The 16,421-nt window shown below is 73.9% G+C and carries 10 protein-coding genes; 5 read left to right on the top strand and 5 right to left on the bottom strand.

Features of this window, described 5'->3' with window-relative positions; genetic code table 11:
- Positions 1–38: 38 nt before the first annotated feature.
- Entirely contained in the window at positions 39–665 is a 627-nt protein-coding gene (locus tag J5Y05_RS21010; RefSeq protein WP_210874591.1) for a TetR/AcrR family transcriptional regulator, read from the bottom strand.
- A gap of 188 nt (positions 666–853) precedes the next feature.
- Here J5Y05_RS21010 and J5Y05_RS21005 point away from each other — a divergent pair, with 188 nt between their 5' ends.
- From J5Y05_RS21005 to J5Y05_RS20990, 4 genes are all read left to right on the top strand, one after another.
- Positions 854–1,783 carry an ABC transporter permease gene (locus J5Y05_RS21005; RefSeq protein ID WP_210874590.1) on the top strand — a complete coding sequence of 310 codons (930 nt, stop codon included), beginning with the start codon at positions 854–856 and terminating at the stop codon, positions 1,781–1,783.
- Positions 1,776–2,654 (top strand): ABC transporter ATP-binding protein, encoded by an 879-nt coding sequence (locus tag J5Y05_RS21000; RefSeq protein ID WP_210874589.1) that lies wholly within the window; start codon positions 1,776–1,778, stop codon positions 2,652–2,654. The genes J5Y05_RS21005 and J5Y05_RS21000 overlap by 8 nt, the downstream gene beginning before the upstream one ends.
- 186 nt (positions 2,655–2,840) lie before the next feature.
- On the top strand, positions 2,841–5,045 hold the full coding sequence (locus tag J5Y05_RS20995; protein WP_210874588.1) for a CDP-glycerol glycerophosphotransferase family protein: 2,205 nt from the start codon (positions 2,841–2,843) through the stop codon (positions 5,043–5,045).
- A complete protein-coding gene (locus J5Y05_RS20990; protein WP_210874587.1) occupies positions 5,042–6,703 on the top strand; it encodes a glycosyltransferase family 2 protein in 1,662 nt (553 codons plus the stop codon). The genes J5Y05_RS20995 and J5Y05_RS20990 overlap by 4 nt, the downstream gene beginning before the upstream one ends.
- Positions 6,704–6,733: 30 nt before the next feature.
- Here J5Y05_RS20990 and J5Y05_RS20985 read toward each other — a convergent pair whose 3' ends face one another.
- From J5Y05_RS20985 to J5Y05_RS20970, 4 genes are all read right to left on the bottom strand, one after another.
- Entirely contained in the window at positions 6,734–8,257 is a 1,524-nt protein-coding gene (locus J5Y05_RS20985; protein ID WP_372450509.1) for a putative glycosyltransferase family protein, read from the bottom strand.
- A gap of 217 nt (positions 8,258–8,474) precedes the next feature.
- Positions 8,475–13,403: an NAD-glutamate dehydrogenase gene (locus J5Y05_RS20980; protein WP_210874586.1), complete on the bottom strand. Its 4,929-nt coding sequence runs from the start codon at positions 13,401–13,403 to the stop codon at positions 8,475–8,477.
- A gap of 487 nt (positions 13,404–13,890) precedes the next feature.
- Positions 13,891–14,556: an HAD family hydrolase gene (locus tag J5Y05_RS20975; RefSeq protein WP_210874585.1), complete on the bottom strand. Its 666-nt coding sequence runs from the start codon at positions 14,554–14,556 to the stop codon at positions 13,891–13,893.
- A 92-nt stretch (positions 14,557–14,648) separates the two neighbouring features.
- Entirely contained in the window at positions 14,649–15,173 is a 525-nt protein-coding gene (locus J5Y05_RS20970) for a DUF6912 family protein (protein ID WP_210874584.1), read from the bottom strand.
- Between the two features lie 317 nt (positions 15,174–15,490).
- Between J5Y05_RS20970 and J5Y05_RS20965 the strand changes: the two genes are divergently transcribed.
- A complete protein-coding gene (locus J5Y05_RS20965) occupies positions 15,491–16,138 on the top strand; it encodes an Rv3235 family protein (protein ID WP_210874583.1) in 648 nt (215 codons plus the stop codon).
- Positions 16,139–16,421: the final 283 nt, after the last annotated feature.

Below are 16,421 nucleotides of genomic sequence, written 5' to 3'. Positions count from 1 at the left end.
CGGGGCACACTGGTGCGGCCGAGCCGCCCGCGCGCCGCTCAGAGGGCCTTGAGGCCCTCCGCCGTGGCCCGCGCCAGTGCCCCCAGGTACCCCGGGGGCGGTTTCGGGCCGCGCACGACGACCGAGCGCCAGTAGAGCGGTCCGGAGATCAGGTCCAGGGCCAGGTCCATGTCGAGGCCGGGGCGGACCTCGCCGCGGTCCTCCGCCGACTCCAGGATCGCGCTGGCCACCCCGTCCTGCCCCTCCCGCAGCGTCCTGCCCAGCGCCTCGGCGATCTCGGGGTTGCGGGCCGCCTCCGCCTGGAGGTCCGGGATGACCTGCGAGGCCACGGGGTGGCGCAGGGCGCGCGACGTCACCTCGTAGAGCAGGCGCAGGTCGCTCTCCAGCGCGCCCGTGTCCGGCGCGGGCAGGCCGCCGACGGCGAGCGCCGAGACGACGTCGAGCACCAGGTGCAGCTTGGAGCGCCAGCGCCGGTACACGGCGGTCTTGCCGACGCCGGCGCGGCGCGCGATCCCCTCGATGGACATCCGCGCGTAGCCGACGGCCGCCAGTTCCGCGAAGACGGCCGCCCGGATGGCCTCCGTCACGTCCTCCCGCAGCACGGCCGCCCCGGCGGGGGCCCGGCGGCGCGGGGGCGGCTGCGGCTGGTCGGCGTTGGTCGTCATGCGAGCCAAGCATAGGGGCGTGTCGACGGAACGGTTGCGTCCCGACGTGCCCACGCCCTACGCTCGCGTAGCGACGATACGGTCCCGTCCCGACGTGAACACCGGGCGACCCGCGGGGAAACACCGCGCGCCGCCGGCCGGCCCCGACGTCGTCCCCACCCCGAACTCCCCGAGCGAAAGCAGCGGATGTGAGCCAGGTCCTCGACGCACCGCCCCCCACACCGGCCCCGGCGGCCGGCGCCCCCGGCGAAGACCTCGCGGCGCTCGCCGCCCGCCACGGTCTGTCGGTGAGCGGAGCCCGCCCCACGCTGTCCGCGTACGTCCGCCAACTGTGGGCGCGCAGGCACTTCATCGGCGCCTTCGCCACCGCCAAGCTCACCGCCCAGTACAGCCAGGCCAAGCTGGGCCAGCTCTGGCAGGTGATGACCCCGCTGCTCAACGCGGCCGTGTACTACGTGATCTTCGGCGTGCTGATGCAGACCAAGAGGGGCGTGCCGGACTACGTGCCGTTCCTGGTCACCGGCGTGTTCGTGTGGACGTTCACGCAGAGTTCGATCATGGCGGGCACCCGGGCGATCTCCGGCAACCTCGGGCTCGTGCGGGCCCTGCACTTCCCCCGCGCCGCGCTGCCCGTCTCCTTCTGCCTCCAGCAGTTGCAGCAGTTGCTCTTCTCGATGGCCGCCCTGGTGGTGATCCTGCTCGCCTTCGGCGTGCCGCCCGCGCCCTCCTGGCTGCTGGCCGCGCCGGTACTGGTGCTCCAGTTCGTCTTCAACGCGGGCGTGTCGCTGATCATGGCCCGGGTGGGCGCGAAGATCCCCGACATCGCCCAGCTCATGCCGTTCCTGCTGCGCACCTGGATGTACGCCTCGGGCGTGATGTTCAGCATCGACCGCATGGTGAGCGCCCAGAGCGACCTGCCGTCCTGGCTCGGCACGCTGCTCCAGGCCAACCCCGCCGCCGTCTACATCGACCTGATGCGCTTCGCCCTGATCGACAGCTTCGGCGGGAGCCACCTGCCGCCGCACGTGTGGGCCGTCGCCACCGGCTGGGCGCTGCTCGCCGGGATCGGCGGCTTCCTCTACTTCTGGAAGGCAGAGGAGACCTACGGCCGTGGCTGACCTCACCGGGCGGACCGGCGAACGCGTCCCCACCGTCCCCACCGTCCCCACCGTCGTCGTCGACGGCATCGACGTCGTCTACCGCGTGGGCGGCACCGGCGCCGGACGCGGTTCGGCGACCGCCGCCCTGCACCGCATGCTGCGCCGCCCGAAGACCGGGAAGGCGTCCGGCGTCCGCCGGGTGCACGCGGTGCGCGACGTGTCCTTCGTCGCCCACCGGGGCGAGGCGATCGGCCTCATCGGCACCAACGGCTCCGGCAAGTCGACGCTGCTCAAGGCGGTCGCCGGCCTGCTCCCGGTGGAGCGGGGCCGCATCTACACCGACGGCCGGCCCTCGCTGCTCGGCGTCAACGCGGCGCTGATGAACGACCTCACCGGCGAGCGCAACGTCCACCTCGGCGGGCTGGCGATGGGCATGTCCCGGGCGCAGGTCAAGGAGGGCTACCAGGAGATCGTCGACTTCTCCGGGATCAACGAGAAGGGCGATTTCATCACGCTGCCGATGCGCACGTACTCCTCCGGCATGGCGGCCCGGCTGCGCTTCTCGATCGCCGCCGCCAAGGACCACGACGTGCTCCTCGTCGACGAGGCGCTGGCGACCGGCGACCGCTCCTTCCAGAAGCGGTCCGAGCGACGCATCCGGGAGCTGCGCGAGCGGGCGGGCACGGTGTTCCTGGTCAGCCACAGCAACAAGTCGATCCGGGACACCTGCGAGCGGGTGCTCTGGCTGGAGCACGGTGAACTGCGCATGGACGGGCCGACGGAGGACGTCCTCAAGGAGTACGAACGCTTCACCGGCGGGCCGGACCGCACCGCTCCGCGACCGAAGCCGGCACCGAGACCCAAGGCCGCCCCCACCGCCTCGCCCTGACCCCCCGTGGGCCGCCGCGGGGCCGCCGGAGCCCCGCGGACCGGCCCGGTCCGAGCGGAGGAAATGACTCCACATCGACTCAAACCCTTTTGCATCCGAACAGTCCCCTCATAGGCAGCCTTTCCCACCGATCGGTGACACCATGGTCGAACAGGAGTGCCGGAGCGTTGGACCGAAGGAGCCCGCGTGAGTCCCGAGCCACCCGTACTGAGCGTCGTCGTACACGGCGACAACGTCCAGGACCACCTGCCCGCACTCCTCGGCTCCCTGGACGCCCACCCCCTGCCCGGCACCGAGGTGATCGTCGCGGCGGTCGGCGACTGGGCCCGGGAGGCCGCCGAGGAACACGCCCCCGCCTTCACGGTGCTGCCGCTGCCGGAGGGCACCGGCGACGCGGCGGCCCGCGCGGCCGGGGCGGCACGGGCGACGGGACGGTGGCTGCACTTCGTCCACGCCAAGGACGGCCTGCCTCCCGGCGGACCCCACGCGGTCGCCGAGCGCGCCGCGGGCCTCCCGGACCCGGTGGACGTCCTCCTGTTCGACCACGTCCACAGCACCTGGCGGGCGACCGGGCTGCCCTCCCCGGACGGCCCCCGCCTCGCCCGCGCCGGCCGCGCCGCCCTCACCCTGGACACCTGCGTGCCGCTGCTGGCGCTGAGCCCGCTGCTCGGCAACCGTGCCGTGCGCGCCGCCTTCTGGCGGGCCCACGAGGAGGTGCTGACCACCGACGACGAGGAGTTCGCCGCCCAGGCCGCGTTACTCCTCGCCGACCGGGTCGCCTGCCTGCCCCACCCGGCACTGGAGGACCGCGGTCTGCGCCCCGAGAGCCTCCCGGGCGTCCCGCCCGGACGGCACGGCGCCGTGATCGACCGGTACGAGCGGCTGCTCGGCCTCGCCGCCGGCCGGCCCGCCGTCCACGGCGCCGTCTACGACCTGATGCTCCGCGACTGCCTGCGCACCTTCGCCCGTTCCACGATGCCCGAACGCGCCGCGCGGGAGTTCTTCCGCCGGGCCTCCGCCGCCGCCCTGCGCCACCGCCCCGAGGGCCACACGCACCCGGCCGGCTTCGAGGGCGTGCGCCGCTCCCTGCTGGAGGAGGGCGCGTACACCAGGTACCGGGCGCTCCAGTCGGCCAACCGCGCCCGCCGCGAGGTGCGTTCGGCGCTGCGCACCGGCAGGCGGCACGCCGTCGCCCGCCTCCGCGACCAGGGCTACCGCCGGGCCCTCGCCCGCCCCGTCGACCCCCGCCTGGCCGTCTTCTCCGCGTACTGGGCCCGCGGCGTCGCCTGCAACCCGGCCGCCGTCGCCGCCAAGCTCGCCGAACTCGCCCCGCACATCCACCCGGTGTGGACGGTCTCCGCCGACAACGCCGCCCTGCTGCCGCCCGGCACCGACCACGTCGTCCCCGGCACCCCGCGCTACTGGCAGGTGCTGGCCCGCGCCCGGTACCTCGTCAACAACGTCAACTTCCCGGACGCGGTGGTCAAACGGCCGGACGCGATCCACCTCCAGACCCACCACGGCACCCCGCTCAAGCGGATGGGCCTGGACCAGATGCCCTACCCGGCCGCCGCCCGCGGACTGGACTTCGCCGCCCTGATGGAACGCGTCGACAAGTGGGACTACAGCGTCTCCGCCAACAGCCACTCCACCCGCATGTGGCAGCGCGCCTACCCCTCCCGCTGGACCACCCTCGACCACGGCTACCCGCGCAACGACGTCTTCCACACCGCCGGCGCCGACGAGGTCCGGGCCGCCCGCGAACGGCTCGGCATCGCCCCCGGCCACCGCGCGGTCCTCTACGCGCCCACCCACCGCGACTACGAGGCCGGCTGGACGCCCCGCCTGGACCTCGCCGCCCTCGCCGACCGGCTCGGCGAGGGCACCGTCCTGCTGGTGCGCGCCCACTACTTCCACGACGGCGCCGCCTTCCCGCCGACCGGGCCGCGCCGCACCGGCCGGGTCATCGACGTCTCCTCCTACGACCCGGTGGAGGAGCTGTGCCTGGCCGCCGACGCGCTGGTCACGGACTACTCCTCGATCATGTTCGACTACGCCAACCTCGACCGGCCGATCGTGATCCACGCCGACGACTGGGAGACGTACCGCACCACCCGCGGCGTCTACTTCGACCTGATGGCGGAGGCGCCCGGACCGGTGGCCCGCACCCAGGAGGAGCTGACCGAGCTGCTCGCCGGCGACGCCTGGCGCGACGAGCGCGCGGAGAAGCGGCGGGCCGCCTTCCGCCGCCGGTTCTGCGAGTTCGACGACGGCCACGCCGCCGAGCGCGTCGTGCGCAGGGTCTTCCTCGGCGAGGACGAGGCGTCCCTGCCGCCCGTGGTCCCGCTCGCGGACCGCACCCCCGCCCCGCGTCCCGAGGAGGTCGCGTGACTCCCGACGTCACCGTCACGGTCATCGTCTACAACGACGCCGGGCGGCTCCCGCGCGCGGTGGAGTCGGTCCGCCGGCAGACCCACGCGAACATCGAGATCGTCATCAGCGACGACCACTCGGTGGACGAGACCCCGCGGGTGGCGCGGGAGCTGGCGGCGCGCGACCCGCGGATCGTGTACCTGCGGCTGGAGGAGAACAGCGGCGGGTGCAGCGCCCCGCGCAACCGGGCCATGGAGATCGCGCGGGCGCCGTACCTGATGTTCCTCGACAGCGACGACGAACTGCCCGAGCGGGCGGTGGAGGTGCTGCTCGCCGCCCACCGGGAACGCGCGCTGGACTTCGCCATGGGCGCGGTGCGCCGGGTCCGTGTCGACAGCGGGCACCGCACCACCTGGATGCCCCACCTCGTCGCCGAACGCCGCACGCTGGAGGGGATCGAGGCCGACCCGCGGCTCTTCTTCGAGCACCTGGCGACCAGCAAGATGTACTCCCGCGCCTTCCTGGACCGGCACGGCCTGCGCTTCCCCGAGGGCATCCACTACGAGGACCAGCTCTTCTCCGCGCAGGCGTACTGCCTCGCCGAGACCTTCACCATCGTCCCGGAGCCGGTCTACCGCTGGTACATCGAGCCGTACGCCACCGGGGCCGCCGCCTCCATCTCCAACCAGCGGCACAAGCTGGACAACGTCCGCGACCGCGTCCACGTGCAGCGGCTCATCGACGCCTTCCTCGCCGAGAGCGGGCACGCCGCGCTGCGGGAGGACAAGGACCACAAGTTCCTCAAGCACGACTTCCGCATGTACGCCGGAGACCTGCCCTACCGGGACGACGAGTGGCTGGCGTCCTTCGCGGACCTCGTCGTCCCCTACCTCGACACGCTCGCGCCGGGGGCGTACGCCAAGCTGCCCCGTCCGGAACGGGTGGTGCTCCAACTGCTGCGCGACCGGCGCCTGGAGGAGGTGCGGACGGCGGCACGCGGGCTCGGCCACGCCGTGGGACCGCGCCGGATGACCCCGGACCCGGGAAGCGGGCGGACCTACTGGGGCGAGGGGGTGCCCGGCTCCGAGGAGGCCCGCCGCGAGCTGGACCTGACCGAGCTGGAACCGGACGCCTGCCCCTTCTTCGCCGCCCTGCTCCGCCACGAGGTCACGTCGGTCGAGGAGGGCCCGGACGCCTCGGTCGACCTGGCGGTCCGCACGTACGACCCGGCCCGGCGGCTGCCGGTCGGCCCGCAGCGGGCGGTGCTGCACCTCTCCCCCGGCCGCCGGCGCCTCGCGCTGCCGTTCCGGCTCGCACCGGTGCGGCCGGGCCTGTTCGAGGGGCGGGTGCGGCTCGACCCGGCCTTCGTGCCGCTGCCCCTCCAGGGCTTCGAGGGGGTGCGCCACCCGGTGCTGCGCCTGCGCCACCAGGGCCAGACGCACACGGGGGTGCTGCTGGCGCCGCCGGACTTCCCGGCCCGTACCGCCCGCGTGCCCTACCGGGGCGGCGCGGCCCCGCACGAGGTCACCGTGGAGCCCGAGGGCCACGACCCGGGCCGGCTCCAGCTTCGCTGGCGGCCGGTGGGGGCGACGGCGGTGCTCCGCCCGGTCGCCCGCCGCCTGGCCACCCCGCGGGTACGCAAGGCGGCCCGCCTGGCGGCGAGTGCCCTGCGCTAGGCGGGACCCGGGTTCCGGGCCGGGCCCGGCCTACCCGCCGGGCCGCTGCCGGGCCGGGCCGGGCGCCGCGTAGAGCACCTGTCCGTGCGGGCCCCGGGCGACCTCGCGCAACTCGGCGTCCATGCCGAGCGCCCCGTCCCGGTCCACCACCCAGCGCACCCCGTACCGCCGCTCGGTCTCCCGCCGCACGTCCGCCGCGGTCTCCGGCGCGAAGTACCGGTCCACGGCGGCCTCCCGGTCCGCCGCGTCCGCCAGGAAGACGTCGGGGTAGCCGGGTGCCACGGTGTACGCCCCGTACGCCGGGATCTGCCGCGACGGCGCGACGCGGGCCATGACGACGTCCCCGCGCCGCACCCAGGGCGTGATCCAGTGGTACCCGGTCCAGGGCCGCCGGTACTCGGCGCCGACCACCCGGGGCAGCGCCGCCCGGCCGGTGGCGTGGCCGACCGTCCCCGCCTGCGCCCACGCGCCCACCGCCAGGGAGCCGGCCAGCGCCGTCGCCCAGGCCGCGCGCACCCTGGGCCGGGCCGGCTCCAGCGCCTCCAGGGCCGCCGCGAGCTGCGCCGGGATCAGCGCGGCCGGCAGCACCCGCCCCCACGACCAGTGCCCGGTCAGCCCGCCCGCCGCGAACACGGCGACGCCGAGCACGAAGAAGAGCACCAGCGGATCGCGCCGCACCCGCCGGAAACGGGCGCCGAGGGCGGCGACGCCCAGCAGCACCAGCCAGTACCGCCCGAGCAGGTCCCGGTAGAGCGCCCGGTGCACCGGCTCCAGCCCGTCCTCGGCGCCGACCAGCGCGAAGAAGTCGTAGTACGGCCACCACCACAGCACCAGCATCCCCGCCGCGAGGCCCACGGCCGGCCGAAGCAGGCGGCGCCGCTCCGGCCGCGCGGCGAGCACGGTGGCCAGGGCGCCGAGCGAGGCGACGACGCCGGAGAACTGGTGGACCAGCAGGATCACCGCCCACAGCACCCCGAGCGCGATCCACGTGCCCCAGCCGCCGGACGCCACCGCGCGGGGCAGCCACGCCCAGAGGTGGAGGGCGAGGCCGAGCGCCAGCACGCTCGGGTAGGCGACGGTCAGTGCGAAGGAGTCCAGGGCGAGGAAGCCGCTCCAGGTGAACAGGGTCGTGCCCCACAGCAGCACCAGGCAGAGCAGGGCGAGCGGGGGCGCCGCCGGGTGCCGGCTCAGCGTGCGGACGTACCGCCACACGCCGGTGACCAGCAGCGTGAGCGCCACGAGGGCGCCCATCCGCAGGACGATGAAGACCGACAGACCCGTCACCCGGGCGACACACCCGAGCAGCAGCGTCCACGGCGAGTAGTACGGGCTCGGCGTGTCGGCGTCGACCAGCGGGTTGCCGGGGTGGCGGAGGTCGCCGCGCAGGCGTTCCACGGTGGCCGCGTGCATGCCGAGGTCGCCGATCCAGGGCAGTCGGACGATCACCGGGAGGAGCAGGAGGAGAACGAGCGCGGCGAGGGTCCCGGCGACGGCCGCGGACACGGACCCGGTGCGGCGCGGCGTGGCGCGCGTCTCCCGGAGGTAGCCGATCACGCGGCCACTTTATCCGTGATGTCCGATGTCCGCGTGGGTCCGGCCGGGCGCCGGGGCGGGCCGGGCAAGGCGCTCCGATGCACTTGCCCGTACCCGTGCCCCGCCCGTGCCCGGCGCGTACCCGGCGCATGCTCCGCCCGTGCCCCCGTGCTCCGAGACGTGAACGCGCCCCGGGCCGTGGGCCCGGGGCGCGTTCACGGCCGTGCCGTGTCCGGTGTCAGGAGTGCGCGCGCAGCAGCGTCCGCATGGTCCGCATCGCCACCGACAGGTTGGACAGGTCGAAGGCGTCCGAGCCGTGGATCTCCTCCAGCGTGGTGCGGGCCCGCGCCAGCAGCGGCGCGTTCTTCGCCTGCCAGACCTCGAACCGCTGCTCCGGCGTCGACGCCTCCCCGCCGACCGCGAGGACGTCGGCCGTGAGCGCCGCGTGCGCCGCGAACAGGTCCTCGCGGATCGCCGCGCGGGCCATGGACTGCCAGCGGTCGGCGCGGGGCAGATCGCTGATGCGGTCCATGAGCTGCGTGATGCTCAGCCGGTCGGCGAGGTCGTAGTAGACCTCGGCGACCTCCAGCGGGTCGCGGCCCATGCTGTCGGCGACCGAGACGATGTCGAGCGTCGGGAAGGCCGAGGAGAACCCGGCGACCCGGGTGGCCGGCTCGTCCGGGACGCCCGCGGCGGTCAGCTCGTCGTAGATCCGCTGGTACCACTCGGCGTCCGCGCCGCGCAGCAGCTTGGGAAGCTGCGACCAGACCTGCTCCACGCGCTCGGCGAAGAACTCCACGGTCTCGGCCAGCTCCACCGGCTGCGGCCGGTTGTTGAGCAGCCAGCGCGTGCCGCGCTCCACCAGGCGCCGCGAGTGCAGCCGGATGCGGGTCTGGACGTCGGCCTGGACCTTGGTGTCCAGGGCCTCCACCGCGTCCCAGACCTCGGCCGAGTGGAAGATCGCCCGCGCCACGGTCTGCGCCCGCACGATCTCCTCCAGCGACGCGCCGGTCTCCTCGCGCATCCGGTGGAGGTAGGTCGTACCGCCCGTGTTGACCGTGTCGTTGACCAGCACCGTGGTGGTGATCTCCCGGCGCAGCGGGTGGCCGTCGATCCGGTCGCCGAACTGCTCGCGCAGCGCGGTCGGGAAGTAGGCGTGCAGCAGCTTGCGCAGGTGCGGGTCGTCCGGCAGCGAGGTGTGCAGCAGCTCCTCGGCGACCGTGATCTTCGTGTAGGCCAGCAGCACGGCCGTCTCCGGGCCGGTCAGGCCCTGCCCGGCGCCGATCCGCTCGCGGATCTGGCGGTCGGTGGGCAGGAACTCCAGCGCCCGGTTGAGGTGGCCCTCCCGCACCAGGTGGCGCAGGAAGCGCTGCTGGGCGTTGACCATCTCCTTGGACTGCGCGAGCGCGTTGGCGATGGCCGTGTTCTGCGCGTAGTTGTTGCGCAGGACGAGCGCGCCGACCTCGTCGGTCATCTCGGCGAGCAGCTTGTTGCGCTGCTTGACGGTCATGTCGCCGTCCTTGACGAGACCGTTGAGCAGGATCTTGATGTTCACCTCGTGGTCGGAGGTGTCCACGCCCGCGCTGTTGTCGATCGCGTCGGTGTTGACCCGGCCGCCGTTGGTGGCGATCTCGATCCGGCCGAGCTGGGTCAGGCCCAGGTTGCCGCCCTCGCCGACGACCTGGACGCGCAGGTCCTTGCCGTCGACGCGGATCGGGTCGTTGCCCTTGTCGCCGACGTCGGCGTTGGACTCGGTGGACGCCTTGATGTACGTCCCGATGCCGCCGTTCCACAGCAGGTCGACCGGTGCGGTGAGCACCGCCCGCATCAGCTCGGCCGGGGTCATCTTGACGACGCCGTCCTCGATGCCCAGCGCCTCGCGGATGTGCGCGTTGACCGGGATCGACTTGGCCGAGCGCGGGAAGACGCCGCCGCCCTGGGAGAGCAGCTTCTCGTCGTAATCCGCCCACGAGGAGCGCGGCAGCTCGAAGAGCCGGCGGCGCTCGGCGTACGAGACGGCCGCGTCCGGGGTCGGGTCGACGAAGATGTGCCGGTGGTCGAAGGCGGCGACCAGGCGGATGTGCTCGCTGAGCAGCATGCCGTTGCCGAACACGTCACCGGACATGTCGCCGATGCCGACGACGGTGAAGTCCTCGGACTGGGTGTCCACGCCCAGCTCCCGGAAGTGCCGCTTGACGGACTCCCAGGCGCCGCGGGCGGTGATGCCCATGCCCTTGTGGTCGTAGCCGGCCGAACCGCCGGAGGCGAAGGCGTCACCGAGCCAGAAGTTGTACGACTCGGCGACCTCGTTGGCGATGTCCGAGAACTTCGCCGTGCCCTTGTCGGCGGCGACGACGAGGTACGTGTCGTCCTCGTCGTGGCGGACGACGTCCACCGGCGGGACGACCTCGCCGGCCACCATGTTGTCGGTGATGTCGAGCAGCGCCGAGATGAAGGTGCGGTAGCTGGCGACGCCCTCGGCCATCCAGGCGTCGCGGTCCACGTTCGGGTCGGGGAGCTGCTTGGCGACGAAGCCGCCCTTGGCGCCGACCGGCACGATGACGGTGTTCTTCACCATCTGCGCCTTGACCAGGCCGAGGATCTCCGTGCGGAAGTCCTCGCGCCGGTCCGACCAGCGCAGACCGCCGCGGGCCACCTTGCCGTACCGCAGGTGGACGCCCTCGACGCGCGGCGAGTAGACCCAGATCTCGAACGCCGGGCGCGGCGCCGGCAGGTCCGGGATCGCGGTCGGGTCGAACTTCATGGAGACGTAGTCGTGCGGTCCGCCCTCGCGCGACTCCTGGAAGAAGTTGGTGCGCAGCGTGGCCTTGATGACGGTCAGGAAGGAGCGCAGGATGCGGTCCTCGTCCAGGCTCGCCACCTGGTCCAGGGCGGCGTCGACCTCTTCGAGGAGGGCCTCGACGATCTCCAGCCCGGCACGCTGGCGCTCCGGCGACATCCGCGCCTCGAAGAGCGAGACCAGCAGACGGGTGGTGTGGACGTTGTTGCGGAGGGTGTCCTCCATGTAGTCCTGGCTGAACGTGGAGGCCGCCTGGCGCAGGTACTTGGCGTACGCGCGCAGCACCATGGCCTGGCGCCAGGTGAGCCCGGCGCTGAGCACGAGGGCGTTGAAGCCGTCGTTCTCCGCCTTGCCGGTCCAGGTGGCGGCGAACGCCTCCTGGAACCGCTCGCGGGCGTCGTCGCCGAGGTCGCCGGCGACCGACGCGGGCATGCGCAGCCCGAAGTCGTAGATCCAGGCCGTGGTGCGGTCGGCGCAGCGCAGCTCGTAGGGCCGCTCGTCGGTGACCTCGACGCCGAGCCGGCTGAGCACCGGCAGGACGGCGGAGAGGGAGACGGTGCCGCCCTTCTGGTAGATCTTGAGGCGGCGCTCCTCGGGGGCGGCGCCCACCGGCTCGTAGAGGCTGAGCGCGAAGGCGTGCTCGTCGTCGAGCCGCTCCAGGTGACCGAGGTCGGCGACCGCGGAGCGCGGGCCGTGGTCGGCCTTGTACCCCTCAGGGAAGGCTCCGCCGTAGTGGCGCAGCAGCTCGGCGGCGCGCTCCTCGCCCACCTCGGCGGTGAGCGCCTCGGCGAAGCCGTCGGACCAGGAGCGGGCGGCGGCGACGAGGCGGGCCTCGATGCGCTCCTTGTCGGCGTCGGAGAGCTGCGGCAGCACGGTGCCCTGCGGGACGCGGACCACGAAGTGCAGGCGGGAGAGGATGGACTCGGTGTTCCAGGCCGTGAAGTCGACGCTGGTGCCGCCCAGCTCCTCCTTGAGGATGTCGATGATCCGCAGCCGGACGCCGGTGGTGTACCGGTCCCGGGGGAGGTAGACGAGGGCGGAGTAGTAGCGCCCGTAGTCGTCCTGGCGCAGGTAGAGCCGCAGGCGGCGGCGCTCCTGGAGGTAGAGCACGGAGGTGGCGATGGGCTGGAGCTCGCCGACCGGGGTCTGGAACAGCTCGTCGCGCGGGTAGGTCTCCAGGATCTGGAGGAGGTCGCGGCCGTCGTGGCTGTTGGGCGAGAACCCTGCCTGCTCCAGCACCTCCTCGACCTTGCGCCGGATGACCGGCACGCGGCGCACCGACTCGGTGTAGGCGGCGGAGGAGAACAGGCCGAGGAAGCGGCGCTCGCCGACGACCTCGCCGTCGGCGCCGAACTTCTTGACGCCGATGTAGTCCAGGTACGACGGCCGGTGGACGGTGGCGCGGCTGTTGGCCTTGGTCAGGACGAGCAGCCGGTGCTCGCGCGCCTTGGCGCGGGCGTCGGCGGGCAGCCGCTCGAAGGACGGGCTGACCGGGTGCTCCTCGTCGACGTCGTGGTGCGGGTCGGAGCGCAGGATGCCGAGGCCGGTGCCGGCGAGGGCGGCGAGCGAGTCGTCCTCGCGCAGCTCGTACTCGCGGTAGCCGAGGAAGGTGAAGCGGTCGTCGGCGAGCCAGTGCAGCAGCTCGCGCGCCTCCTCCACCTCCTGCGGGCCCAGGTCGTCGGGGAGGGACTCGTCGGTCAGGCCGTCGGCGATGCGCACGGCGGCGTCCCGCATCTTGCCCCAGTCCTCGACGGCCTCGCGGACGTCGTTGAGGACGCGCAGCAGATCGGCGGTGATCTGCTTGAGGTCGCCGCGGTCGCTCTCCCGGTCGATCTCCACGTGGATCCACGACTCGACGTGCGCGTCGTGCGGGAGGTCGGCGGGCGGGTCGGCGAGCACCTCGACGAGGGAGCCGGCCACGTCGCGGCGGACCACGATCTGCGGGTGGACGACGACGTGGATGCCACGCCCCTGCCGGGTCAGCTCGTTGGTCACGGAGTCGACGAGGAAGGGCATGTCGTCCGTGACCACCTCCACGACGGAGTGCCTGCACGTCCAGCCGTTCTCCTCCACCGTCGGGGTGTGCACGCGCACGTTGGCCGTGCCCTGCGGACGGTGGTGGGCGAGCCGGAAGTGGGAGACGGCCGCCCCGAAGAGGTCGACCGGGTCGCGGTCGCCCAGGTCCTCCGGTGCGGTGTGCCGGTAGTAGCGCTGGAGAAACGCGAACACGGATGCCTGGTCCGGGAAGCCCGGGGTGCCTTCGTCCGTCGCCCCGGTCGGTAGGTTGCCCCCGACCGGGCTGTTCTCAGCTACCCGCGCGGCCCGTTCGAGCAGCTCGGCCCTGGCTTCGTCCAGCTTGGTCTGCATTGTCCTCTTGCTCCTGTCGCGCGCCGTTGCGTGACGTAGAAGGAAGTACGGTCTCCCGCCCTGCGGCGCGGTGTCGGAACGCGGGATGCCCGGTCTGTTCCGACGCTATGCCGCGAGATGGGAGGAGCGGGGGCATATCGGCCGTTGTCTTCGCCTTCGCCGGTGTGACATCGCTCTCGTCGCCGTCGTCCCGGGAGTGCGCGGCGTCGTACGGGGGCCGGGTGGCCCCGTCCCGCCCGCGAGAATCAGCGACCGCCGCCCGGACACGGATGTCGTCCGTGCGCACCGGGCGCGGGGCGGAGGCACCGATGCCCCCGCGAGCTATCGCGCTGATCACGTCCACCAGGCTATCGCTCCTCCCGGGTGGTCCGTCATGAGCCGCTTGTGTACAAATCCGGGGCCGGAAGTTTGACGTTCTGCACAGGAGTGCGGGCCGTGGGACAGGTTTGGCGGACGAAAAGGCCGCGGCCCGGCCCTCCGGGGGTGGTCACGACGCCATTCGCTCGGCCTCCGCCACGGCCTCGGCGAGGGTGTCGACGACGGGGACCCCCACGCCCTCCAGACCGGCCCGGCTGTGCGAGCCGCCGGTGTAGAGCACCGCCCGCGCCCCCGCGTGCAGGGCGGCCACCGCGTCGTCGGCGGCGTCGCCGATCACCACCGTCCGGCCCGGCTCGACCCCGCCGAGCGCCGCGAGGTGGCGCACCATGTGCTCGGCCTTGCTGCCTCCGGAGGGCCCGCTCCGGCCGTCGACGCGCAGGAAGTGCGGCTCGATCCCGAACCCGCGGACCAGCGGCACCAGGTCGTCGTGTCCGTACATGCTCAGGATGGACTGGCTGCGTCCGGCGGTCCCCCACCCCGCCAGCAGCTCGGCCGCGCCCTCGGTGAGCCCGCACCGCTGCCGGTGCTCGGTGTAGTGCCGGTGGAAGGCCGCGTCCATGACCTGCCACTCGTCGCCGGTGGGCAGCCGCCCCATCAGCCGCTCGTAGAACCTCGGCACCGGTACGCAGTACAGCTCCCGGTACCGCTCCAGCGTGATCGGCTCCAGCCCCAGCTCGGCGAAGGCCGCGTTGGTCGCCGCGATGATCGCCTCGTTGTCGTGGAACAGCGTCCCGTTCCAGTCCCAGACGATGTGCGCACCCGTGTACATCCCCATGCGGAAAACGTACCGGCCCCCACTGACAGCGAGGGGGGCGCACGCCTCCGGTGGCCCCGCGCGAGGCGCCGGGAGCGCCGGGCCGGTGGGCGTCAGGCGCCGGGGCCCAGCAGGTTCGGGATCTCCTGTGTCGCGTACCACAGCAGTTCGTGGTCCTCGGCGCCGTCCACCACGAAACGGGCGTCGTCGTCCCCGGCGTCGGCCGCGGGCAGCGCCCGCGCCGCGGCGGTCACGTCCGCCTCGGCGTCGGCGGAGTCCATGTGCACGGAGGCGGCCTTGGCCAGCGGCAGCGCGCCGGTGACCCGCACCTCGCCGAGGGCCCGCGGGTCGAGGCCCCTGTCGGGGTCGGCCGTGGCGGTCCCCTCGGGCACGTCGGCGGCGACCACGACCCGGCGTCGCGCGGCCTGCGGATCGGCCGCCAGCAGCCGCAGCGAGGCCGCTCCCGCCCGGCCGAGGGCGGCGTACTCGAGTTCCTCGATGTCGTCGGAGAGATACCACTCCCGCAGCGCCGGGGTGACGGCGTACGCGACGAGCGGTCCGCTCGCTCCGGCCGCCAGCTCACCCGTCCGGTGCGCCTCGGCGAGACCGGAGAGGGTCAGGGGGACGTAGACGCGCATGACGGGCCGCTTTCGTGGTCGGGACCAGGGCCGGGGGCCTTGGCGGAGGGCCTCCGGAGAGCCTTCAGGATACGTGTGGGTGTCCCCTTTCGAGTCCCCGCCCGGGGCGCCCCGCACGTCCACCTCCGGCCAGGACCTCACCCGGTGCTCCCGCCCCGTTGCGGGCTCCTCACCCCCACGGTCACCCGGACCGGTGAATTTCCGGCGGTCCGACACCGGCTTGCCTCCGCCTTGCCGCACCGCCCACGGGCCAGTACAAGATCCCCGACGGTTAAGTTACCGCCCGGTATCGCCGGGCCGCCGAACGGGGAAGCCCCATGCACAAGGTCATGACCAGGACCCGGCCCCACCCGGTCCCGCGCACACCAGCCGGCCCGCTCTCCCCCGCGTCCGGCGAGGTGCCGCCCCGCGGTCCCGGCGGCGCCCCCGCGCGGACCGCTCCGCCCGGTGGCCGCCCCCCGGCCTCCCCGGGCCGCTCCGCCCGGTCCCGCACCCGGCCCGCCGACACCCGGCCGGGCGCGGGACCGGGACGGTCCAGGACCGTCCCGCGCACGACCGCGGGCGCCCCGGCGCCGGAAGCCCGGACCGTCGTCCCCGCCCAGACACCGCGCCGCCCCGTCCCGCAGCCACGCCCCACCGACCGGTTCGCCGAACTGCTCCTGGGGGTGCTCAGCGGCCGGCGCCCCGTGCACTCGATGCTGCGGCACACCGCCGGCCGCGCCTACGACGAGCTGGCCCTGCTCGCCGAACGCGGCCCCCTGCGCACCCGCGGCACCCACCCCGTGGTCCGCGACATCGGCTACTACGAGCCCCGTCCGGGCGCCCTGGAGGTCTTCGCCCGCATCGGCGCGGGCGACCAGCTCCGGGCCATGGCCTTCCGGCTGGAGCTGGGCCGGGACCTGCGCTGGCGCTGCACGGCGGTGGAACTGGGCGGCCCGCGCCGGCCACGCGGGGACGGGGACTGAGACGGGGGTGCGTGGGGCGCGGTGGGGTGGCGCCGTACGGTGGCGGTTCCGCGCGGCACTACGCGGTGCGGTGCGGGTACGCGCCGCCGCCCCCGCCCCTGCCCCGCCCCCGTACCGGCCGTGCACCGTCGGCCGCACGCACCACACCGCACCACACCGCACACACCGCCGCCCGACACGCCCGAAGCCCCCCACCCCCGGCAGAAACCGCGCCGACACTCCGTGAGCAGGCGGACCGGCACCCAGGACACGCCGCGCCCCCGCCCCACGGCGCCCCGGCACG

Origin of the sequence: Streptomyces tagetis (genome assembly GCF_018069565.1) — a bacterium.
Lineage (GTDB): Bacteria > Actinomycetota > Actinomycetes > Streptomycetales > Streptomycetaceae > Streptomyces > Streptomyces tagetis.
The sequence above is the reverse complement of the archived record's forward strand: the minus strand, read 5'-3'. Positions and strand labels throughout refer to the sequence as shown.